This window comes from Butyricicoccus pullicaecorum, assembly GCF_002160355.1.
GTDB lineage: Bacteria > Bacillota > Clostridia > Oscillospirales > Butyricicoccaceae > Butyricicoccus > Butyricicoccus pullicaecorum.
Map to the genome: position 1 here is coordinate 1 of NZ_NFKK01000013.1, position 22,631 is coordinate 22,631.

Below are 22,631 nucleotides of genomic sequence, written 5' to 3' on the forward strand. Positions count from 1 at the left end.
GGGCATTTTCTGAATCGGTAAGGTGACTGACGCCGCCCGGGAAGATAACTCGACGCGCACACTGAAAAGCAGTCTGAAAAGACTGCTTTTTGTTTTATCTGAAAAAGTAATATAAGATTTAGATAAGAAGACTGGAAATTTGCGATAAACCCGTTCTCCGTTAGGGCCTTGACCGGACAAGCCGGTCACAGCCTTCCGGGAAAATGTCCCACCGGGACATTTTCTATTTCCGCAAGGTGACTGGCGACGGCCCGGGAAGATAACTCGACGCGCACACTGAAAAATTTTGTTTGATCTTGAGGATATTCTCATTTTATGAGAGAATTCTGGATGATAGAGCAATAAGAAAGCCAGGGCGCGCAGATAAGCACCGCAAAAGCAGATCATACTGCCGTACTGAGCGCCCTGACCGTACAAAACCTTTACTTGGCTCGCAGCCGTTCCATAAAGTTCACATTCACAACGCAGCCCCAGCACAACCGGGAGCGCCGGACAGCACGCACCCGCTGTGCGGAGTTCGTACATTCTCACCCTGTCGGCGGCTGAAATGTATATCTGATGGAAAGGAAGACGGGTTCCCAAAGGGACGAGAGCGCGCCTTAAAATACGCCGTAGGCGTGCGTGCTCGAGGTGAGCGGCGGTACGCGATTTTCGAGCGTACCGTAAAAAATATTCCAGTGGAATATTTTTTAGCGATGGAGGCAAACCGTAGGTTCCCCATCCTTTGGCCTTCGTTCTCCTTCTAAGGAGCCTTGCGGAATCAGAAAATACCCCGGTGGGGTATTTTCCCGTAAGGCTGTGGCCGACTTGTTCGGCCAAGCCATGAACGGAGAACGGAAGATTCGCCGCCTGCGGGCGGCGCCTGAAACGAAAGTTTAGTTGATTTTCCCTTGCGGGGGACGGGAAAATCAAAAGGGGATTTCGCGTCCTGCGGGACGCGACTCAGGGCTCTGCCCTGAGAACCCGCAGCCTTTCGAGAAAGGCTGGCGAAAGCTTCATTTCGCATTTGGGCGAGAATATGAAAGGAGTGCAAATGATGATAGCTGCAATCTGTTTAGACGACCATCTGGGCATGTTATTTAACGGTCGGCGGTTAAGTCAAGACCGCTGTGTGCGATCTGATCTGTTGACCCATCTGCAGGGTCACAAACTATGGCTGAATACTTATTCAGCCCGTCAATTTTGCGATAGTGAGCAGGAAAACTTATGCATCGCGGAAGATTTTCTGGGTAAAGCGCCCGATGGAGCCTATTGTTTTGTGGAAAACCAGGCGTTAGCGCCTTATTTCGATCGCTTGGAAGGTCTGATTATTTACCGCTGGAATCGAGTTTACCCGTCCGACATGCGTTTTGATCTGGATTTATCCGAATGGAAACTGATCGAACAAGAAGAATTCCCGGGACATTCCCATGAAAAAATCACGAAAGAGAGGTACATAAGATGAAAAAGCGGCTGTTTGCAGTAGGTTTACTGCTGATTATGGTACTGAGCGGCTGTGCACCGACGGCGTCTAACACGGCTGAGGTGGTTGCGCTGTCCGACGTTCCGGAGTTTTCCGGCGAGCCCTATGTGGTTATCAATGACAACGAGCCGAGTTTCCCGGCGGAGGATTTCACGAGCGAAGGCTTTGAGGAATACAGTCCGCTGGACGATCTGGGACGCTGCGGTGTGGCGTATGCCAATGTCGGTCTGGAGACCATGCCGACCGAGGAGCGCGGCAGCATCAGCAACGTCAAGCCGACCGGCTGGCAGAGTGTGCAATATGATTTTGTAGACGGAAAGAGTCTGTATAATCGCTGCCATCTGATCGGCTTTCAGCTGACGGGCGAGAACGCCAACCGTCAGAACCTGATTACCGGCACGCGGTACATGAACGTCGACGGCATGCTGCCGTTTGAGAACCTGGTTGCCGACTACGTCAAGGAAACCGAAAACCACGTGCTGTACCGGGTGACGCCCATTTTTGAGGGCGATAATCTGGTAGCGAGCGGCGTACAGATGGAAGCCCAGTCGGTCGAGGACAAGGGCGAGGGTGTATGTTTCAATGTGTACGTCTACAACAACCAGCCGGGCGTGACCATCGACTATGCAACCGGTGACAGTTGGGTGTCCGATGAAGCACCGTCGGACACGAGCAAGGAGAGCACGTATATTTTAAACACCAGCAGCAGTTCCAAGAGATTCCATAATCCAGATTGCAGCAGTGTGGATTCGATCAGCCCGTCTAATAAGAAAACCTACACAGGTAGTCGACAAGAGTTAATCAATCAGGGATACACGCCTTGCGGAAGGTGCAAACCGTAAGACTGACAAGAGAGCCGAAGCAAACGGCTCTCTTTTTGTATGCCCCGGACATTGCGCAGGCGCGTGCGGACTCGTATAATAGAACTTACGGAAAAAAGGGGGATTGAGATGAAGCGATCGGTTGGCTTATCCGGTGCGCGAACGCGCAAAACACAGGACTTGACGGTGGGCAGCATTACGGGCAATCTGCTTTTGTTCGCCCTGCCGCTCATGGCGGGAAATCTATTGCAGCAGCTATACAACGTGGCCGATACCTGGGTAGTCGGCCGTTTTTTGGGTGCGGACGCGCTCGCGGCGGTCGGTTCGGCCTATACGCTGATGGTCTTTCTGACCTCGATTTTGTTGGGGCTGTGCATGGGCAGCGGCGCGGATTTTGCGGTACAGTACGGAAAACGGGACTTTGACCGGCTCAAAGTCGGTATATTCCTGTCGTTTGTACTGATTGCAGCGATGACGGCCGTGTTGTGCGCCATCGTTTATCTGGGCATGGACGGGATTTTGTGGATTTTACAGATTCCCGATGTGATTGTGCCGCTCATTCGCGCCTATCTTGTGATCGTGTTTTTGGGCATCCCGGCAACCTTCCTCTACAACTATTTTGCAAATCTGCTGCGTGCGATCGGTGATTCGGTCACGCCGCTGCTGTTTCTGGCGGTGTCTGCGGTCTTGAACATCGTGCTTGACCTGTTTTTTGTCATCACGCTGGATTGGGGCGTGGGCGGTGCGGCCGGTGCGACCGTGCTTGCGCAATATGTGTCCGGGTTGGGACTGGCAGCGTTCACGGTTTGGCGATTCCCCGAGCTTGTACCCCGGAGAGAACACCGAAAGTGGGATGGGCGCGTGTTGCGTGAGATCGCGGGGCTGTCCGGCTTGACTTCGGTGCAGCAATCGGTGATGAATTTCGGCATCCTGATGGTGCAGGGCAGGGTCAATTCCTTCGGGACGTCGGTCATGGCAGCTTTTGCCGCGGCGGTCAAGATCGATTCCTTTGCCTACATGCCGGTGCAGGACTTCGGCAACGCCTTTTCCACCTTCGTGGCGCAGAACTTCGGCGCAGGCAAGGCCGACCGCATCCGGGGTGGTATCCGCAGCGCGGCAGCGTGCGCGGCTGCGTTCTGTGTCGTGGTCGGCGGTGCGGTGTGCCTGTTTGCTCGTCCGCTGATGACCATTTTTGTCGACCCGGCAGAGACCGAAATCATCGCCATCGGCGTGCAGTATCTGCACATTGAAGCGGCGTTTTACTGCGGTATCGGCATCCTGTTCCTGCTGTACGGTTATTACCGTGCGGTTGGCAAACCGGGTATGTCGGTCGTGCTGACCGTCATTTCCCTGGGCACGCGCGTTGCGCTGGCTTACGCCCTGTCGGCCATTCCGCAGATCGGCGTGATTGGCATTTGGGTTTCGGTGCCGATCGGCTGGGCGCTGGCCGATCTTGCCGGTATTGTGTATTTGTTCTGCCGTTCCGAGCGCCCGAAAACGGTCAGGGTTGACACAGACAACACACAGGGATAAGATAGAGACGAAAAGATTGGATGAACCGGCATACAGAGGCCGGTATGTGGAAAAAAGAGGGATTTCTGAAAAAATGAGACGAAAATCGTATGAAATCGATATGTGCCATGGGCCGCTGCTCAGCCGTATCCTGCTGTTTGCCTTTCCGCTCATGTGCTCGGGTATCTTGCAGCTGCTGTTTAATGCGGCGGACATTGTCGTCGTCGGCCGATTTGTCGGCAGCGAGGCTATGGCGGCGGTCGGTGCGACCAGCTCACTCATCAACCTGCTGGTCAACTTCTTTATCGGTATTTCGGTCGGCGCAAACGTGCTTGTCGCGCGCTTTTGCGGCGGCGGTGAGTACCGCGACGCCAAGGAGACCGTACAGACCGCGCTTCTGACCGGTTTGGCCGGCGGTCTGATTTTGATTGTACTGGGTATTGTGGCCTCGCGTCCCATGCTGACGCTCATGGCGACCCCGGAAGAGGTCATCGATCAGGCGACGTTGTACATGCGTCTGTACTTTGTCGGCATGCCCGCAACCATGATTTATAACTTTGGCGCGGCCATCCTGCGCGCGGTCGGTGACACGCGCAGACCGCTGTACTTTTTGCTGTTTGCCGGTGTGTTTAACGTCGGCTGTGATGTACTGTTCATCGTCGCACTCGATTGGGGTGTTGCCGGTGCGGCGGCTGCGACCGTCATTGCGCAGCTCATTTCTGCGACGCTCATTGTCATGTGTCTGACCCGCATGGACGGCGTTTGTCACCTGAATTTGGAGAACGTCCACTTTTATCGGGATAAGTTCTTCCGTATCATGCAGGTCGGTCTGCCTGCCGGACTGCAAAGTGTGATTTTCAACATCTCGAATGTACTGATTCAGTCGTCGATCAACTCGTTCGGCGCGATTGCGGTTGCAGGCAACACGGCGGCGAACAACATCGAGGGCTTTGTCTACACCTCGATGAACTCACTCTATCAGACCTCGCTGAGCTTTACCAGTCAGAACCTGGGTGCAAAGAACGACAAGCGCATCGACCGTGTGCTGTTCTACTGCATGGGTCTGGTCATCATCATCGGTCTGGTGCTGGGCAACGGTGCGCACCTGCTGGGTGAACATCTGCTGGGCATTTACTCGAGTGACCCCGAGGTTATCCAGTTCGGCATGATGCGTCTGAGCGTGGTCAGCGTAACCTATTTCCTGTGCGGCATGATGGATGTCGTCGCGGGAAGCGTGCGCGGTCTGGGCTACTCCATTTTGCCCATGCTGGTCTCGTTCGTGGGCGCGTGCCTGTTCCGTATCATTTGGATTTTCACGATTTTCCAGTGGCAGCACACGCTGTTTAACCTGTACATTTCTTACCCGATCTCGTGGGCGCTGACCGTCTGTGCACATGTGGCTTGCTACTGCATCGTGCGCCGCACGGTGTTTGCGCGCATGAGAAAGGCTAGGGAGCAGGAAAAGGTGGAGGCAAAGCAGGAAGTATAAGCATCTGGGCGTATGCTTCCATGTATGGAGAATCAGCCATGAAAAGACGTATTTTTGTCATTGTTTTGCTGTGTATTCTATGTGGAGTAGCCGCAGAGCAAAACATCCCGGAGTATGTCAAGACCGGTGTGCGCATCTCGGAGTTGTCCACGCAGGAGCAAATTCTCTTTTTAAGTGAGCATGGCGTCGAAATTCCACCGAGATTAGACGGGCCGTATCGGGCAGATATGCTGCATACGGTTATCATGCAGATCGAAGAAAAGCCCAAAACCAGTTTTGGAATGTGCAGCGGTACTGAGATGATTGAATTTGGAGAAGCTGCGCGCCGTGTAATCAATGCCTATTATGGCATAGACGGCGGGGAATATTGTGCGTAATAAAAGGGATGCACCTGATATCGGGTGTATCCCTTTTAGTTCGCAAAGAAGATCTATAAAATTATACAAAATATAAATTTTGTATAACTAATAGCAGATGCAATGGCGCGGTGGGGACAGAAAAATCCCTGCCGCGCTGTCTTTTGTCACATCGAATGGAACGGCGCGACTTCTTTTGCTGCGCTCTTGTTCGATGTGCTGAAATGGGTAAAATCCGGGTTTTTCCATTGACTTTTCCGGTGAGACAGATTACAATCATGCTTGGGTTAGTTTTGACTAACTTATAACAAAAATACACCGTTCCCGGATGGCCGACAAGGCGGCAACACAAAATATGGCCCCCCGGCTCTTGACAGGATACCAAATCCGTGGTATCCTACTCCCAGATCATATGACTGACGGAATCGTGGGGCTCACCACATGAAGTATGATCCTGTTTTTGCCGACCGTCTGGGCACAGTTGCCTGGAGGTGCGGCTTTTTTTGTGCCTTTTTGGCTCAAAAAAAGCGCATCTTCAGCAAAAGGAGCAAGCAAATGACCGGATACTTACACTCGATCGAATCCATGGGCACGGTGGACGGACCGGGCATTCGCACGGTGGTCTTTTTACAGGGCTGCGCACTGCGCTGCCGGTACTGTCACAACCCGGACACCTGGAAGACCGGCGGCGGGCAGCAGATCACACCCGAGGCACTGGTGCGCAAGCTGCGCCGCTATGTGCCGTACTACACCCGTTCGGGCGGCGGTGTGACCTTTTCGGGCGGCGAGCCGCTCTTGCAGCCGGAATTCCTGTCCGAGTGCCTCAGGCTGTGCAAGGCCGAGGGCATTCACACCTGCATTGACACGGCGGGCGTAGGTCTGGGTGACTACGACGGCATTCTGCAAAACACCGATCTTGTTTTGTACGATGTCAAGCACGAAGCGCCGGACGCTTACCGGGCACTGACCGGCCAGCCGATCGACCGCACGCACGCCTTTGTCGAGGCCGTGCGAAAGGCCGGGACACCCATGTGGGTGCGGCATGTCGTGGTGCCGGGTGTGACCGATGACGAGGCGCACATGCAGGCGCTCGCCGGGTACATCCGCACGCTGCCGAACGCGCAGCGCGTCGAGCTGCTTCCCTATCATTTGCTTGGGGTCAATAAGTATGCCGCGCTCGGCCTCCCCTATCCACTCGAGGGCGTGCCCGCGATGGATCGCGCGCGGTGTGAGCAATATCAGGACACATATTTTGGAGGTTGGTCTAAATGATGCAGTACAGCCAGTGGAACGGTTTTCGCGGCGGCGAATGGCAGCGCGCCATCGACGTCCGCTCGTTCATTCAGAAAAACTACACGCTCTATGAGGGTGACGACAGCTTTCTGGTTCCCCCGACCGACCGCACGCGCCGCGTGTGGGAAAAGTGCGAGAAGCTCATTCTCGAGGAGCTGAAAAAGGGCATTCTGGACGTCGATACCGACCGGATTTCGGGCATCGACAACTTTGAGCCCGGATACATCGACAAGGAAAACGAGGTCATCGTCGGACTTCAGACCGACGCGCCCTTAAAGCGCATTGTCAACCTGTACGGCGGCATGCGCATGGCAAAGTCTTCGCTCGAGCAGTACGGCTACCAGCTCGACCCGACCATCGAGCGCCACTTCTCCGAGTACCGCAAGACCCACAACGAAGGTGTCTTTGACGCCTACCCCGAGCGCACCCGCGTCGCCCGCCATGTCGGCCTGCTGACCGGCCTGCCCGACGCGTATGGCCGCGGCCGCATCATCGGCGACTATCGCCGCGTCGCGCTGTACGGCATCGACCGCCTGATCGAGGAGAAAAAGAACGATCTCAAGGCGATCGACGGCCCGATGGACGAGGAAAGAATCCGCCTGCGTGAGGAGGTTTCCGAGCAGATTCGCGCACTGGGCAAGGTCAAGGCCATGGCGGCACGCTACGGCGTCGACCTGTCCGAGCCGGCAAAGGATGCGCACGAGGCGGTGCAGTTTTTGTACATGGCATATCTGGCCGGTATTAAGGAGAACAACGGCGCGGCGACCTCGCTCGGCCGCACGTCCACCTTCCTCGACATCTACATCCAGCGCGATCTGGACGCGGGCATTCTGGACGAAGCCGGTGCACAGGAGCTCATTGACCAGTTCATCATCAAGCTGCGTCTGGTGCGTCACCTGCGCACGCCCGAGTACAACGAGCTGTTTGGCGGTGACCCGACCTGGGTAACCGAGTCCATCGGCGGCATGGGCATCAACGGCAAGCCCTTGGTGACCAAGAACTCGTTCCGCTACCTGCACACGCTGACCAACCTAAACCCTGCGCCCGAACCCAACTTGACCGTGCTCTGGAGCGAGCACCTGCCGCAGGGCTTCAAGACCTACTGCGCCAAGATGAGCATTGCGACCGATTCTATCCAGTACGAAAACGACGACGTGATGCGTCCGATCTACGGCGACGACTACGCCATCGCCTGCTGTGTCTCGGCCATGCAGGTCGGCAAGCAGATGCAGTTCTTCGGCGCACGCTGCAACATGGCAAAGAGCCTGCTGTACGCCATCAACGGCGGCGTGGACGAAAAGAAGGGCGAACTGGTTGTCCCGGGTATCGAGCCGATCACCGACGACATTCTGGACTATGACAAGGTGCGTGCAAACTACGACAAGGTACTGGCTTATGCAGCCGAGCTGTACGCCGACACGGTCAATATCATCCACTTTATGCACGATAAGTACGCCTACGAGGCCAGCCAGATGGCGCTGCACGACACCCACGTCGAGCGCCTGACCGCCTTCGGCATCGCCGGTCTGTCGGTCGCTGCCGATTCGCTCTCTGCCATCCGCTACGCCAAGGTACGCCCGATTCGCAACGAACAGGGCATCGCGGTCGACTTCGAGACCGTGGGCGAGTTCCCCAAGTATGGCAACGATGACGACCGCGCCGACGATGAGGCCGTCTACATCGTGCGTAAGTTCTCGTCTGAGCTGAAAAAGCATCCCCTGTACCGCGGTGCAAAGCATACCCTGTCTGCCCTGACCATCACGTCCAACGTCATGTACGGCAAAAAGACCGGCTCGACCCCGGACGGCAGAAAGGGCGGCGAACCGCTCGCACCGGGTGCAAACCCCATGCACGGACGCGATGAAAACGGCGCGCTCGCGTCGCTCAACTCGGTCGCAAAGATTCCTTACCGTGACGTATGCCAGGACGGCGTGTCCAACACCTTCTCGATTGTACCCGACGCGCTTGGTCACGACGAGGCCGCACGCGAAGCCAATCTGGTCGCCGTGCTCGACGGCTATTTCCAGCAGGGTGCCCACCACCTAAACGTCAATGTCTTGAACCGCGAAACCCTCATGGACGCGATGGATCACCCGGAGAAGTACCCGACCCTGACCATCCGCGTATCCGGCTATGCGGTCAACTTTAACCGTCTGTCCCGCGAGCAGCAGGAAGAGGTCATCAAGCGCACCTTCCACGCCTCGCTGTAAGGATAGAAACCCATATTTTCCTCTTTTTTTCCAATTCTCACGAGAAAGGATGCGCCGTGCGGTGCATCCTTTCCGCATTTGCCGGTTTTCAGGAAAGGAAGTGTCAAAGATATGAATCTGCGCCCCTATCACCCGGACGACTGCCCGGTGCTCGCCGCCCTCTTTTTCGATACCGTGCACACGGTGAACTGCGGGGACTACTCGGCTGACCAGTGCGACGCGTGGGCGGACGGGATGGTCGATCTTGCGGCCTGGAACCGCTCTTTTCTGGAGCACACGACCTGGATTGCCGAGCAAAATGGGCAGATTGTCGGCTTTGGCGACATCAGCCGGGACGGATACCTCGACCGCCTGTACGTCCACGCCCGCTTCCAGCGGCAGGGCATCGCAACCGCGCTTTGCGACGCGTTGGAAAGCGCGGTCAAGGGTCGTCCGATCGAGACGCACGCCTCCATTACCGCTCATCCCTTCTTTACTGCGCGCGGCTACCGGACGATCACCGAACAGCAGGTCGTGCGACACGGGGTAAAGCTGACCAATTTTGTCATGCGCAAACCGTGACCCTCTTTTTAACGCCAAATAAAAACGCATCCCGCCGGAATTTGGACGGGATGCGTTTTTTTGGGGGGTGAATTATCGATTGAGCAGATAGATCATCAGATTGAGATAGGCTGCAAAGGTCACCCACAGGAAATACGGGATTTGCAGCCGCGCTGCCAGACGGTCGGAGCGGGCAAAGATGAAGATCATCCAGATGATGAGTGCCCACAGGACGAGCAGCCAAACAAAGGAAAAGAGATAGACGCGGAAGGTAAAAAATGCAATGCTCCACGCGAAGTTAAAGAACAGCTGGACGGCATAAATGCGGGTGGCGGCCTGCTTGTCCGCTTGTGAGCCGTCAGACTCCAGCACACGCCCCAGCCCGATGCCCATGAGCACGTACAAAATCGTCCACACCACCGGGAAGATCCACGCGGGCGGGGTCAGCATGGGTTTATTGACGAGTTCTGTATAGTAGGACATGTCGTTACGGGTCAAAAAGCTGGAAAGGGCGCCGATAACGAGTGTGATGCCGATCGTCCAGAGATAAGTTCGTTTTTTCATGGTTTATTTGCCTCCGATCGCTTACCTTGTGTCTGCTATGATACACCGTCCGGCAGGCGAATGCGGTCATAAATTGGAGGCGATCTGTGAAATATGCAAAGAATTTTCATGTTCCCGTCTGCTTTTTCCGGGTCACGACCTGAATATGTGGCAAAAAACTACGCGGAGCCTGCGAATTGGACAAAATTTTCGCGCATCCTGTTATTCCAGATGCGCGAGCATTTTCCGACAGATGGCCTTAAACTGTTCGATTTCGCGGGGCGTGAGCGCCTCGCCCAGCGCCTCTTCGGTTCCCTGCCGAATGGCGCCGCATTTGCGCTGGAGCTCCAGCCCTTTTTCCAGCAGCTCGATGGTCTTGCTGCGCTTGTCCTCGTCCGACACCGTGCGCCGGATGAGCTGCTTTTCCTCCATCAGCCGCAGCATTTTGGATGCGGTCGCGCGGTTGATGAAAAATTCGTCCTCGATATCGCGCTGGCACAGCCGCTGGTCGCGATGGGCGTAGAGAAAATCGAGCACGAACAGGCTGGTCAGTGAGCATTCGTCTAGTTCCTTGCGGTTGTAGATCGCATGGGAAATACGATCGGTGTGGTTGCTGAGCTTGTGGATGTAAAAGCTGAGGTCGGTGTTTTCCATGTGATCGCCTCCCAACGAAAAATAGTTTGCCTGCAAATTATTATAGTGGGCTGTACCTGCAATGTCAAGAAAAGATATCGGATTTTGTTGCAGCGGGCAAACAAATGTGCTATCATGGTCATGTCTCACGATATTCCATTGCGGGTTGTTCGTAAAAGATGTGTAAAGTGCACAAAAAGGAGGGCATTATGCAAAGATCCAGCTGGACACGTCCCACGGCAAAGACCATGCGGGACATGCTGCACATTGGCGCACCCATTTTCGCTGAGCTGTTTCTCGTCAGCCTGTTTGTCATGGTGGACACTGCGCTGCTCAAGCCCTGCGGTACGACCGCGATTGCGGCCGTCGGTCTGACCGCCGAGCCCATAAACGTTTTGGAATTTCTGTTTTTCGCCGTTCAGACTGCGGTCATCGCACGCATGGCGCGTGCGTCGGCCAAAAATGACCGAAACGCTATCCACGCCATCATCCGGGGATACCTCAAACTGACCTTGGCCTCGGCGGCGCTGCTCGCCGTCCTGACCGGTGTCTTTGCCGTCCCCTTCCTGACCCTGTTCGGCGGCACGGCAGACACCCTGCCCATTGCCGTGCCCTATTTTCAGATTTCCCTGCTGGCCTTTGTCTGCCGCCGCATGTACGGCGCGATGGCCACCATTTTAAAGGGATTGGACAAGCCGCAGTGGTCATTTTTGCTCAATCTGATCGCAAACGGCATCAATATCGTCGGCGACGTCGTGCTCATCAATGGCTATGGCCCCTTCCCCAAGCTGGGCGCACTCGGTGCAGCCGTGGCGACGGTCAGCGGCTGCGCGGTGGGTCTCCTTTGTGCCGTGGTGGTCATGCGTGACCAGCTGCGGGCACGCGAGATTCGGATTCCGCTGTCCGACTGGCTGCGCTCGACCTGGCGCGAAACCCGAGCGATCTGTACCGAGGCGCTGCCCATGGCGGGCGAAAAGGTCATGATTCGTCTGGGTATCTTCCTGTCCATCACGCGCATTGCAGCCCTGGGCACGACCGCCTTTGCCGCCTATCGCATCTTGATTTCGCTGCAAAACTTCGCCTATCTGGGCGCGGAAGCCGTCGCGACCACCGCGCTCATCTTCCTGAGCAAGGCATACGCCAACCACGACCGAAAAGCGGCACAAGATGCGTTTTCGGCTGCGATGGTGTACGGACTTGCCTTTTCCAGCCTGTGCGCGGTGCTGTTTTTCGCCGTTCCGGGCTTTCTCATGTCGTGCTACTCGGACGACCCGCAGGTGCTGTCTGAGGGTGTGCGCATTCTGCGCATCATCTTCCTGTATCAGCCGTTCCAAGCGGTCGCACTCATCTACGCCAGCGGTATGCGCAGCTGTCGGCGTGCGGGTATTCCCTCGATCATTACGACCGTGGGCATCGTCTTGGTCCGTCCGTCGCTTGTCTATCTGCTGGCCGGCCCGCTGGGCGTGTGCGGTGCGTGGATTGCCATTATGACCGACGAGATTGTGCGCTGTGTGCTGCTCTTTGCCCTGCGCGGCAAGATGTGGCGGCAATTTACCGATGCCCCAACCCCTTCCTTGGCTGTCGTATAACCCAAAAAGCTCTGACTTTTGTCAGGGCTTTTTTTCATTTTCGGTTTGAATTTGTGCAGGCTGACAAAATGTAAGCAAGCTAACAAAAAATCAATTGACATGATTTTTAGTGTTTGCTAAAATTGTAAGTAAGCTAACAAATTTCTCGAAAGGAGTGTATTCCCAAACATGGAGTCAGAGCATTTGATCGGATACACCATCCGCGCGCTGTCCAACCTGTTTCGGCGGCAGCTGATGAGCCACCAGCCGCCTGACGGCAAGCCGTGTTCGGAGACCGCGGGCATGATTATGGGCTATCTGTGCGAGCATGTCGGCGACCAGCTGTGCCAGCATGACATCGAGCAGGTCTTCTGTATCCGCCGCTCGACCGCGTCCCGCTTTTTGATCGCGCTCGAGAAGGAAGAGATGATCGAGCGTGTGAGCGCACCGAACGACGCACGACGCAAGATCATCGTTCCGACCGAAAAGGCGCTCGCAATTCACGCGCAGTTCATCGCCCAGCGCGATGCGCTGGAAGCCCAGATCATCCGGGGCATTCCCCGCGAAGAAGTGGACGCATTTCTTGCGACCGCAAAAAAAATTCAGGCCAATCTGGCCGAACTACCCCAGCAAAAGGAGTGATACACCATGGTCAATCACATCACAGCCGCCATCCGCGACAACAAAAAAGCGTCCATTCTGGCGCCGGTCTTTGTCTGCTTTGAGGTTATCTTTGAGGTATTGATTCCCGTCGTCATGGCCGTACTCATCGACAAGGGCATTGATGCGGGCGATCAGGGCGAGATTCTGCGCCTTGGCGGCATCCTCATCGTTATGGCCGTATGCGCCCTGATTTTCGGCGTACTGGCCGGCGGCGCAGCAGCCGATGCCTCGGCAGGCCTGGCACGCAATCTGCGCCATGACATCTACCACCACGTACAAAACTTTTCTTTCGCCAACATCGATAAGTTTTCCACCGCCGGTATCGTCACCCGTCTGACGACCGACGTCACCAACGTGCAGAACGCTTATCAGATGATTATTCGCGTCGCTGTGCGCGCCCCTGTCATGCTGGTCTTTGCCTTTGCTATGACCGTATACATCAGCCCACGCCTTGCGACCATCTACCTGTGCGCGATTCCCATTCTGGGCATCGGTCTGGCGCTGATTATCAGCCGCGTGCACGGTCTGTTTACGCAGGTATTCGACACCTACGACGAGCTCAACAACGTCGTGCAGGAAAACCTCACCGGCATCCGCGTGGTCAAGTCCTTCGTGCGTGAGGACTTCGAAAAGAAGAAGTTCGGCACGATCTCCGAGAAGCTGTTCCGCGGCTTCCTCAAGGCCGAGCGTCTGATTATCCTCAACATGCCGCTCATGCAGTTCTGCGTCTACGCCTGCCTGCTGCTTATCTCCTGGATTGGCGCGCGTCTGGTCGTCGGCGGTTCCATGACCACGGGCGCACTGACCAGTATGTTCAACTACACCTTCCAGATTCTCATGAGTCTCATGATGCTGTCCATGGTCATGGTTATGGTCATCATGGCGCGCTCGTCTGCCGAGCGTATCGAGGAAATTCTGGAGGAAGAGAGCAGCCTCAAGTCCAAGCCGGACGGCGTACGTGAAGTGCCCGACGGTTCGGTCGACTTCGAAAACGTCTCCTTCAGCTATGTAAACGACCCGAACAACACCAGCCTCAATCATATTGACCTGCACATTCGCTCGGGCGAGACCGTGGGCATTCTGGGCGGCACCGGTGCGTCTAAGACCACCCTCGTTCAGCTCATCCCGCGTCTGTACGACGTGACCGTGGGCACGGTCAAGGTCGGCGGCATCGACGTGCGCGAGTACGATCTGGAAGTGCTGCGCAACGAGGTTGCCATGGTGCTGCAAAAGAATACCCTGTTCTCGGGCACGATCAAGGAAAACCTCAGATGGGGCAATGAACACGCCACGGACGAGGAGATCGAGCGCGTGTGCCGTCTGGCGCAGGCCGACCCCTTCATTCAGGAAATGCCTGACAAGTACGACACTTACATCGAACAGGGCGGCACCAACGTATCGGGCGGTCAGAAACAGCGTCTGTGTATCGCCCGCGCCCTGCTCAAAAAGCCCAAGATCCTGATTCTGGACGACTCGACCTCTGCCGTCGACACCAAGACCGACGCGCTCATCCGTCAGGCATTCCGCGAGGAAATCCCGGACACGACCAAGTTTATCATCGCACAGCGTATCTCGTCGGTACAGGATGCCGACCATATCCTGGTGCTGGACGACGGTCACATCAGTGCATACGGCACGCACGAGGAGCTGCTCCGCACCAGCCAGATTTATCAGGAAGTCTTTGCATCGCAGCAGAAGGGAGGCGAGGAAGATGCCTAATTTCAACAAGATGAATGCGAAAATGGGTGCGCCGCACGCGCAGGCACCCAAGGGAACGGCAAAGCGCCTGTTCTCCATGATCGCCCGCGGCAACGTCCTGCGCCTTGTCGTGGTCGTTCTGGCCATCATCGTCAGCGCAGCTGCATCGGTCGGCGCTTCGGTCTTCCTCGAGTCGCTCATTGACGACTACATCAAACCGCTTCTGCTCATGGACGCGCCGGTCTTTACCGACCTGCTGCACGCCCTGGCCGGCATGGCTTGTCTGTACGCCGCCGGTCTGATCGCAACCTATCTCTACAACCGCATCATGGTTACGGTCTCCCAGCGCACCCTCAAGGATATCCGTGACCGCATGTTCTCGCACATGCAGTCGCTGCCCATTCGCTACTTCGACACCCACCCGCACGGCGATATCATGTCGGTCTATACCAACGACGTCGATACCCTGCGTCAGATGATCTCGCAGAGCATCCCGCAGGCCATGTCCTCGGTCATCAGCATCATCGCCGTGTTCTGCTCCATGCTGGTCATGAGCTGGCAGCTGACCATCGTCGTTCTGATCTGCGTCGCCTTCATGCTGGTCGTCGTGCGCAAGATCGCACGCAAGAGCGGCATGTACTTCATGCAGCAGCAGGCCGACCTCGGCAAGCTCAACGGCTACATCGAGGAAATGATCGAGGGTCAGAAGGTCGTCAAGGTCTTCTGCCATGAGGAGAAGGCAAAGGAAGGCTTTGACCGCTTGAATGACAAGCTGGCAGGCTCGGCACGTCTGGCAAACAAGTACGCTAACATCTTGATGCCCGCCATGAACAACATCGGCAACCTGCAATACGTCATTCTCGCCATCGTCGGCGGCGCGATCGCATTAAACGGCGGCGGTCTGACGCTGGGTGCGATTGCGGCTTTCTTACAGCTGTCCAAGAGCTTCACCCAGCCCATCAGCCAGATTTCCCAGCAGTTAAACTCGATCATCATGGCGCTGGCCGGTGCATCCCGTGTCTTTGCGCTCATGGATGAGGAGTCTGAGCAGGACGAGGGCTATGTGACGCTGGTCAATGCCAAGTACGACCAGAACGGTGAGCTCGTCGAGACCACCGAGCGCACGGGCATTTGGGCGTGGAAGCACCCCCACGAGGACGGTACGCTCACCTACACCAAGCTGACCGGTGACGTGCGCTTCTTCGACGTGGACTTTGCCTACACTCCCGAAAAGCCCATCCTGCACGACATCACGCTCTTTGCAAAGCCCGGTCAGAAACTGGCCTTTGTCGGCTCGACCGGCGCGGGCAAGACCACGATCACAAACCTCATCAACCGTTTCTACGACATTGCCGACGGCAAGATTCGCTATGACGGCATCAACATCAACAAGATCAAAAAGGACGATCTGCGCCGCTCGCTGGGCATCGTTTTACAGGATACCAACCTGTTCACCGGCACCGTGCGCGAAAACATCCGCTATGGCCGTCTGGATGCGACCGACGAGGAAATCGAAGTCGCGGCAAAGCTTGCAAACGCCGACGAGTTCATCCGCCGTCTGCCCGAGGGCTACGACACCATGCTGACCGACAACGGCGCAAACCTGTCCCAGGGTCAGCGCCAGCTGATCGCGATCGCGCGCGCAGCGGTCGCCGATCCCCCGGTCATGATCCTCGACGAGGCGACAAGCTCCATCGATACCCGCACCGAGGCACTCGTACAGCAGGGCATGGACGGTCTGATGTACGGCAGAACGGTCTTTGTCATCGCGCATCGTCTGTCCACCGTGCGCAACTCGGATGCCATCATGGTACTTGAGCACGGACGCATCATCGAGCGCGGCAGCCACAACGAACTGATTGCCCAAAAGGGTGTCTACTATCAGCTCTACACCGGCGCATTCGAAATGGAATAACGCAAAAGACCCACCGAAACCGGTGGGTCTTATTTTTTTGCGTAAAACAGTTATGCGTCCAGATGATCGAGTGCATCCTGTACGATCTTATCGAGCATTGCGCACTGTGCGCCGTCGATGACCGGCTCGTCGGTGCGGTTTTCCTCGATGATGGCCTGCGCACGTTCCTGCGCACGCTGACGCGCCGTCTGGATGGGCTCGCCGTCCTGGAAGGTTTGACGCGGGAAGAGGTCGTGCTTCCACCAGCTTGCGCGCATGTACTCAACCGTGTGCCACTCGCTCAGGAAGTTGCCGCCGATGCCCACTTCCTCGATGGTCTCAAAGCCCAGCGTGTCCTCGTCCACGGTGAAGCCCTGCAAAGTGTAGTTGAACGCATCCAGCCATGCGTCATCGAGCACCAGCTGGGCAAAGCTGAAGCCCTGATCTGCGCCCACGATGCCCTGTCCGCCGATGGCGTCGCTGCCCGCGAGCACGCTGCACACCGCCGAGAACGACTTTTCAAAGCCTGCCTGAAAGTCGGGATAGGGCGCGTCGGTCAAACCGCTGTTGGAACCGCTGGTCAGGCCGTAAAATGCGGCCATCTGGGCGGTGGCGATGCCGAACAGCGCCTGATTGGGCGAGCCGAGCACTTCGGCGTTCTGCTGGGCGAGTGCACCGGCGAGCGTGACCGGCGCGGTCGAACCGGCCATGACCAGCGGGGTCATGTCAAGCGGCATGCCGGCTGCGGCAAATTGCAGGGCGATTTCGAGCGATTCCCGGGTAAATCCCAGCGGGCTGACCGTGTCCAGCAGATAGGACACCGTGCGTCCCATGACCTGCGCCATTTGCAGGATGTAGGGCGCTGAGCGGTCGGACAGAATGTAGGTGCCGCCGTCCTTGCGCGCGTGCTTGTAGATCTCACGGAAGGACAGCAAATCGGGCATGGGCACATCGGAGGGCACGACGACCGCGTTGGAACGCGCAATGTTGGGCAGTCCCTCGATCAGCGCGATGCCGTCGCGCACGTCCTGCATGGTGCCCTGTCGGCGCGTGCCGGTCTGCTCGTCAAAGACAAAAATCTGGGTGGACACGTTGCCCGAGATCTTGCGCACGGTCTGGCCGGAGGCTGCAAAGGCGTGATCGCCCGCGCGTGCCAGGGCAAGAATGGGATCGAGCGCCTCGGCCGGGATGCGCACGGTCTCCCCGTCCACCTTTGCACCCAGTTTCTGTGCCATGCCGCACACGATCTCATTGGGTACGTGCAGGCCGATCTCGGACAGGATGCGCATGGATGTATTGTGAATGCGTACGATCTCGTCATCGCTCAGTACGCGGATATTCGCCTGAATCCGGTTCATGGTTTGGCTCTCCTTTTCTTTCTTTCCATCAGTCTGCCAGATTTCCCCGCCCCGGGCAATGGAATTTGCTCCCTCTTTGCTGTCATTTTATGTGCTTTCGCCCGTGTGTCTGAAACGGCGCGTCAGACAAAGAAAAACCCCCGCGGATTGCATTTCCGCAGGGGTTCTTCTCGTGAAAGGAGATTTGAACTTGAAATATAAATAGGAGATGTTTCCCCAATGGGGCAAAAATGGATGGTTTAGCGCTGTACGCGGCCGGAACCGTCGCCGCCTGCCAGCTTCTCGACCTCGGAAACGGTCACGAGGTTGTAGTCGCCCTCGATCGAGTGCTTGAGTGCAGATGCTGCGACTGCGAACTCGACTGCGTCCTGGGTGTTCTTGCCGCTCAGCAGCGCGTAGATCAGGCCGCCGCCGAAGGAGTCGCCGCCGCCAACGCGGTCAACGATGTGCAGATGGTACTCCTTGGAGAAGCAGTAGTTCTCGCCGTCGTACAGCATAGCAGCCCAGTCGTTGTCGCTTGCAGAGATCGAGGTACGCAGGGTGATTGCGACCTTCTCAAAGCCGAACTTGTCAGCCAGCTGCTTTGCAACAGACTTATAGCCTTCCTTGTTGAGCTTGCCGCCATAAATGTCGGTGTTCTCTGCCTCGATGCCGAATACGTCCTTTGCGTCCTCCTCGTTGGAGATGCACACGTCAACATACTGACACAGATCGGTCATTGCTGCGCGCGCCTGATCGCGGGTCCACAGCTTGCCGCGGTAGTTGAGGTCACAGGAGATCTTTACGCCGTGTGCCTTTGCAGCCTTGCAGGCCTCGCGGCAGATCTCGACCAGATTCTCACCCAGTGCCGGAGTGATGCCGGTGAAGTGGAACCAGTCCACGCCCTCAAAGATTGCGTCCCAATCGAAGTCAGAGGGAGCAGCTTCCTGAATGGCAGAATGTGCACGGTCGTAAATGCAGACCGAGCCGCGCTGGGATGCACCCTTCTCGAGGAAGTAGATGCCGACGCGGTCGCCGCCGCGTACGATCTTGGAGGTGTCAACGCCGTACTTGCGCAGCGAGTTGACAGCAGCCTGACCGATCGCATGGGTGGGCAGCTTGGTGACAAACGAAGCGTCCATGCCGTAGTTTGCCAGAGAAACAGCGACGTTTGCCTCGCCGCCGCCGAAAGTGGCCTGCAGCTGGTCGTCCTGGAAGAAGCGATAATAGCCGTTGGGGGCAAGGCGGAGCATGAGCTCGCCAAAGGTAACAACCTTCATGGGTATAAACTCCTTTTCAGATCTTTGAGGGTGGTAACGTGGATTTTGGATTGTTTTTTTGGTAGGGTAACGTATTTTGTAAAAAAGTTTTTAGGCCTTGCCGACCAGATGGACGGCGAAACCGCAGATCTCGTCGGTCAGATAAATTGCGTTCAGGCGTCCGTCCGCCTTGAACTTGGCCGTCGATTCATCGAACTGAAAACCGCGTGCTTCCAGCTCGGCACGAGCCGCCGCGACATCGGGGGTACCGATGGCGATGTGACCCATGGTTCCGCGGTAAGGGGTCTTCATGACCTCAACGCCTGCACCTGCGAAGATCGAGCTGTTTCCGTCTTTCAGCTCAAAACCGAACAGGGTGCAGAACAGTTCGGCAGCACGGCGCGCTTCCTCAGGATTCTGCGCGTTGATGCCGACATGGGCGAGCGAAAACTCAGCCATTGCGCGCCTCCTTGACGATCTCGACCGACTTGCGGCACAGGTCGATGATCTCGTCCCACTTCTGGTTCTCGATCAGGTCAGCGGTGACCATGTAGGAGCCGCCGCAAGCGGTGATGACCGGGCACTTGATATACTCGGCCAGGTTCTTGAGCGAAACGCCGCCGGTGGGCATGATCTTGAACATCGGGAAGGGAGCGGACATTGCCTTGATCTTTGCAACACCGCCGGACTGCTCAGCCGGGAAGAACTTCAGAACTTCCAGACCGAACTTGTATGCAGCGTGGTAGTCGGTCGGGGTGGTGCAGCCGGGCAGGATGATGACCTGCTTCTCCTGGCAGTATGCAACCAGCTCGGGGTCAAAACCGGGGGTTACGATGAACTGCGCGCCTGCTGCCAGCGCCTCGTCTACCTGTGCGGTGGTCAGAACGGTGCCGGCGCCGACGATCATGTCCGGACAGGTCTCCTTCATGATGCGAATGGCTTGTGCAGCGCCTGCTGCACGGAAGGTAACCTCTGCGACCGGTACGCCGCCCTCACACAGAGCCTTTGCAAGCGGCGCTGCGTCGCGGGTCGGATGACCGAGCTTGATAACCGGAACAACACCGATTTCACTAATCTGCTGTAATAACTTGTCCATCGTAGTCAGCCTCCAAGATAGTTTCATAATGTGAAACATTGTTTTAAAATCTTAACTGCTCTTATTATAGTAAATCTGTTTGAAAAATCAATACGGCTTTCGTCATAAAAATCCCTTGCATTTTTTATGGATTTTTGTTAAAATCAAAACACAGTTTTATAATATGAAACGGAGTGGTCTAAAATGGCGGAAAAAGGAACGGTGCAGTCGCTCGATCGTGCATTTGATATCATGGAACAGTTGTGCGGGGCGCGCGACGGCCTGCCCATTCACGAGCTGACCGAGCGCACCGGTCTGCACAAGAGCACGGTGCACCGTATGCTCTCGTCCATGGCGGCACGCGGCTACGTGCGCAAAGATGAGGAGAGCGGACGATACCGCATGACCACCAAGCTCTATGCGCTGTCCGGTCAGGTGGTGGAAAACCTCGACCTCGTGCAGATCGCACGCGCACCCATGGAAGCGCTGTCCCGTCAGGTACACGAGACCGTTCATCTGGTCGTGCCCGAGGGCACCGACATCGTATACGTGCACAAGGTGGACGTTGAGCAGGGCGCTATCCGCATGTTCTCGCGCATCGGCATGCGCCGCCCGATGTACTGCACGGGCGTAGGCAAGGCCATGATGGCGTGCATGAGCGACGAGGAAGTTGACCGCATCTGGGACAGCAGCGACATTCAGGCGTACACGCCCCACACCATCGTCACCCGCGAGCGTCTGCACGACGTGCTCGAGGCCGTGCGCCGTCGGGACTGCGCGTTCGACAACGAGGAGAACGAGCTGGGCGTGCGCTGCATCGCCGCCGCCATCCGCGACTATACCGGAAAGGTGTGCGGTGCACTGTCCATCTCGGCACCGCTCATGCGTATGAGCGACAGTTATCTCGCGCAGCTGCAGCCTGCACTGCTCGCGACCCGCGACCGCATTGCGCGTGATATGGGATGGAATGGATGAAAAAACCGGGCTGGGAAGCTTTCCCAGCCTTTTTTCACGCGCAAAATGACATCGTTCGACCGGCTGGACGTGCCATCATAACGGTAGCCCATGCGCTGCCCGCTTGTGTCAAATTCTGGTAAAATCGCCTGCAAGACTTTGCAGGGCCGGCAAAATAGCGTATGATAAAAAGAGACAAGCAGGAGGTAACCGTTTATGAAAATTGGCATGTTAACCAGCGGCGGCGACTGCCAGGGCCTGAACTCTGCCCTGCGCGGTGTAGCCAAGACGCTTTATAATGAATTCGGCAAGGATGTGACGCTCTACGGCATCCGCGACGGCTATCGCGGTCTGATCGAGGGCGATTACCACCCGATGAAGCCCGAAGAGTTTTCCGACATCCTGACCCTGGGCGGCACCATTCTGGGCACCTCGCGCCAGCCGTTCAAGATGATGCAGAAAGCCGATGAAAACGAGGAAACCAAGCTGCAAAAGATGCTGGAAACCTGCAAGAAGGCACGGTTTGACTGTCTGGTGATTCTGGGCGGCAACGGCACGCACAAGACGGCAAATCTGCTGTCCGAGCACGGTGTCAACGTCGTCACCCTGCCCAAGACCATCGACAACGACCTTTGGGGCACCGACCTGACCTTCGGTTTTGAGTCGGCGGTCAACATCGCCACCAGCGTCATCGATTCCATCCACTCGACCGCATTCTCGCACAGCCGCGTCTTTATCGTCGAGACCATGGGACACAAGGCCGGATGGCTGACCCTGTACGCGGGCATTGCATCGGGCGCGGACGTGATTGTCATTCCTGAGATTCCGTACAGCGCCAAGGCGATTGCACGCGCCATCGAAAAGCGCGCCGAGAGCGGCAAGCGCTTTTCCATTCTGGCCGTTGCCGAGGGCGCGATCAGCCAGCAGGAAGCCAAAATGAGCAAGAAGGAATTCAAGGAAGCGCGCAAGAATATGCCCTATCCCTCGATCTCCTACCGTCTGGCCGACGAGCTGAAAGAGCTGACCGGTCAAGAAATCCGCGTCACCATCCCCGGACACTATCAGCGCGGCGGTGCGCCCTGCCCGGCCGACCGTCTGCTCACCACCCGTCTGGGCGTTGCGGCGGCAAACTTCATTCGCGACGGCAAGTTCGGCAATATGGTTGCCATCCGGGCGGGCAAGATCGTACCCGTTCCGCTGTCCGAAGTTGCCGGCAAACTCAAGACCGTCCCGCCCGACGGCGATATCGTACAGGCCGCACGTGACCTCGGCCTTTCCATGGGCGACTAAAAAAAAGACCCGATGCAGACTCAGTATCTGCATC

Annotated in this window: 21 protein-coding genes and 1 riboswitch; of the genes, 14 read left to right on the forward strand and 7 right to left on the reverse strand. The window is 56.7% G+C overall.

The features are described 5' to 3' along the window. Nucleotides 1-417: hypothetical protein (locus B5F17_RS15005; protein WP_206396720.1), on the reverse strand; the 417-nt coding region annotated here is incomplete at its 3' end. 619 nt (nt 418-1,036) lie between these two features. Between B5F17_RS15005 and B5F17_RS10435 the strand changes: the two genes are divergently transcribed. The 8 genes from B5F17_RS10435 (at nt 1,037) to B5F17_RS10470 (ending at nt 9,704) form a co-directional block, all read left to right on the forward strand. Then, on the forward strand, nt 1,037-1,444 hold the full coding sequence (locus tag B5F17_RS10435) for a ribonuclease Z (protein WP_242968738.1): 408 nt from the start codon (nt 1,037-1,039) through the stop codon (nt 1,442-1,444). Then, nucleotides 1,441-2,304, forward strand: coding sequence for a DNA/RNA non-specific endonuclease (locus B5F17_RS10440; RefSeq protein ID WP_087373634.1), 864 nt, complete (start codon nt 1,441-1,443; stop codon nt 2,302-2,304). The genes B5F17_RS10435 and B5F17_RS10440 overlap by 4 nt, the downstream gene beginning before the upstream one ends. A 108-nt stretch (nt 2,305-2,412) precedes the next feature. Then, complete coding sequence (locus B5F17_RS10445) at nt 2,413-3,816, forward strand: MATE family efflux transporter (RefSeq protein ID WP_087373636.1); 1,404 nt, start codon at nt 2,413-2,415, stop codon at nt 3,814-3,816. Nucleotides 3,817-3,889: 73 nt separating this feature from the next. Next, nucleotides 3,890-5,284 carry an MATE family efflux transporter gene (locus B5F17_RS10450; RefSeq protein ID WP_087373638.1) on the forward strand — a complete coding sequence of 465 codons (1,395 nt, stop codon included), beginning with the start codon at nt 3,890-3,892 and terminating at the stop codon, nt 5,282-5,284. A 38-nt stretch (nt 5,285-5,322) separates the two neighbouring features. Next, entirely contained in the window at nt 5,323-5,661 is a 339-nt protein-coding gene (locus B5F17_RS10455; RefSeq protein ID WP_087373639.1) for a hypothetical protein, read from the forward strand. A 381-nt stretch (nt 5,662-6,042) separates the two neighbouring features. Beyond that, a riboswitch (ZMP/ZTP riboswitch) is annotated at nt 6,043-6,124 on the forward strand. 71 nt (nt 6,125-6,195) lie between these two features. Continuing rightward, a complete protein-coding gene (gene pflA / locus B5F17_RS10460; protein ID WP_087373641.1) occupies nt 6,196-6,912 on the forward strand; it encodes a pyruvate formate-lyase-activating protein in 717 nt (238 codons plus the stop codon). Continuing rightward, nucleotides 6,909-9,143, forward strand: a complete 2,235-nt coding sequence (gene pflB / locus B5F17_RS10465) for a formate C-acetyltransferase (protein ID WP_087373643.1) — start codon at nt 6,909-6,911, stop codon at nt 9,141-9,143. The genes pflA and pflB overlap by 4 nt, the downstream gene beginning before the upstream one ends. Before the next feature lie 111 nt (nt 9,144-9,254). Further along, nucleotides 9,255-9,704 (forward strand): GNAT family N-acetyltransferase, encoded by a 450-nt coding sequence (locus tag B5F17_RS10470; RefSeq protein ID WP_087373645.1) that lies wholly within the window; start codon nt 9,255-9,257, stop codon nt 9,702-9,704. 72 nt (nt 9,705-9,776) lie between these two features. Here B5F17_RS10470 and B5F17_RS10475 read toward each other — a convergent pair whose 3' ends face one another. Both B5F17_RS10475 and B5F17_RS10480 read right to left on the reverse strand, forming a co-directional pair. Continuing rightward, on the reverse strand, nt 9,777-10,247 hold the full coding sequence (locus B5F17_RS10475) for a TspO/MBR family protein (RefSeq protein ID WP_087373648.1): 471 nt from the start codon (nt 10,245-10,247) through the stop codon (nt 9,777-9,779). 201 nt (nt 10,248-10,448) lie between these two features. Further along, on the reverse strand, nt 10,449-10,880 hold the full coding sequence (locus tag B5F17_RS10480) for a MarR family winged helix-turn-helix transcriptional regulator (protein WP_016149228.1): 432 nt from the start codon (nt 10,878-10,880) through the stop codon (nt 10,449-10,451). Nucleotides 10,881-11,068: 188 nt separating this feature from the next. Between B5F17_RS10480 and B5F17_RS10485 the strand changes: the two genes are divergently transcribed. The 4 genes from B5F17_RS10485 to B5F17_RS10500 all read left to right on the forward strand — a co-directional run bounded on the left by B5F17_RS10485 (nt 11,069) and on the right by B5F17_RS10500 (nt 16,703). Beyond that, nucleotides 11,069-12,448, forward strand: a complete 1,380-nt coding sequence (locus tag B5F17_RS10485; protein WP_162608151.1) for an MATE family efflux transporter — start codon at nt 11,069-11,071, stop codon at nt 12,446-12,448. Between the two features lie 168 nt (nt 12,449-12,616). After that, entirely contained in the window at nt 12,617-13,069 is a 453-nt protein-coding gene (locus B5F17_RS10490; RefSeq protein ID WP_087373652.1) for a MarR family winged helix-turn-helix transcriptional regulator, read from the forward strand. 6 nt (nt 13,070-13,075) lie between these two features. Continuing rightward, nucleotides 13,076-14,809, forward strand: coding sequence for an ABC transporter ATP-binding protein (locus B5F17_RS10495; protein ID WP_087373654.1), 1,734 nt, complete (start codon nt 13,076-13,078; stop codon nt 14,807-14,809). Next, the gene (locus B5F17_RS10500; RefSeq protein WP_407922592.1) at nt 14,802-16,703 is read left to right on the forward strand and encodes an ABC transporter ATP-binding protein; all 1,902 of its coding nucleotides are present in this window, start codon (nt 14,802-14,804) and stop codon (nt 16,701-16,703) included. The genes B5F17_RS10495 and B5F17_RS10500 overlap by 8 nt, the downstream gene beginning before the upstream one ends. 50 nt (nt 16,704-16,753) lie before the next feature. On the opposite strand, the gene B5F17_RS10505 is transcribed toward B5F17_RS10500, so the two are convergent. The 4 genes from B5F17_RS10505 to eda form a co-directional block, all read right to left on the reverse strand. Continuing rightward, entirely contained in the window at nt 16,754-18,100 is a 1,347-nt protein-coding gene (locus B5F17_RS10505; protein WP_330396595.1) for a trimethylamine methyltransferase family protein, read from the reverse strand. Between the two features lie 179 nt (nt 18,101-18,279). Further along, nucleotides 18,280-19,299 (reverse strand): sugar kinase, encoded by a 1,020-nt coding sequence (locus B5F17_RS10510; protein ID WP_016149233.1) that lies wholly within the window; start codon nt 19,297-19,299, stop codon nt 18,280-18,282. Between the two features lie 90 nt (nt 19,300-19,389). Continuing rightward, nucleotides 19,390-19,737: a VOC family protein gene (locus tag B5F17_RS10515; RefSeq protein WP_087373658.1), complete on the reverse strand. Its 348-nt coding sequence runs from the start codon at nt 19,735-19,737 to the stop codon at nt 19,390-19,392. Then, nucleotides 19,730-20,374: a bifunctional 4-hydroxy-2-oxoglutarate aldolase/2-dehydro-3-deoxy-phosphogluconate aldolase gene (gene eda / locus B5F17_RS10520; protein WP_087373660.1), complete on the reverse strand. Its 645-nt coding sequence runs from the start codon at nt 20,372-20,374 to the stop codon at nt 19,730-19,732. The genes B5F17_RS10515 and eda overlap by 8 nt, the downstream gene beginning before the upstream one ends. A 183-nt stretch (nt 20,375-20,557) precedes the next feature. Here eda and B5F17_RS10525 point away from each other — a divergent pair, with 183 nt between their 5' ends. Both B5F17_RS10525 and B5F17_RS10530 read left to right on the forward strand, forming a co-directional pair. Further along, complete coding sequence (locus tag B5F17_RS10525) at nt 20,558-21,328, forward strand: IclR family transcriptional regulator (protein ID WP_016149236.1); 771 nt, start codon at nt 20,558-20,560, stop codon at nt 21,326-21,328. Nucleotides 21,329-21,523: 195 nt separating this feature from the next. Continuing rightward, a complete protein-coding gene (locus tag B5F17_RS10530) occupies nt 21,524-22,597 on the forward strand; it encodes a 6-phosphofructokinase (protein WP_087373662.1) in 1,074 nt (357 codons plus the stop codon). Nucleotides 22,598-22,631 lie beyond the last annotated feature (34 nt).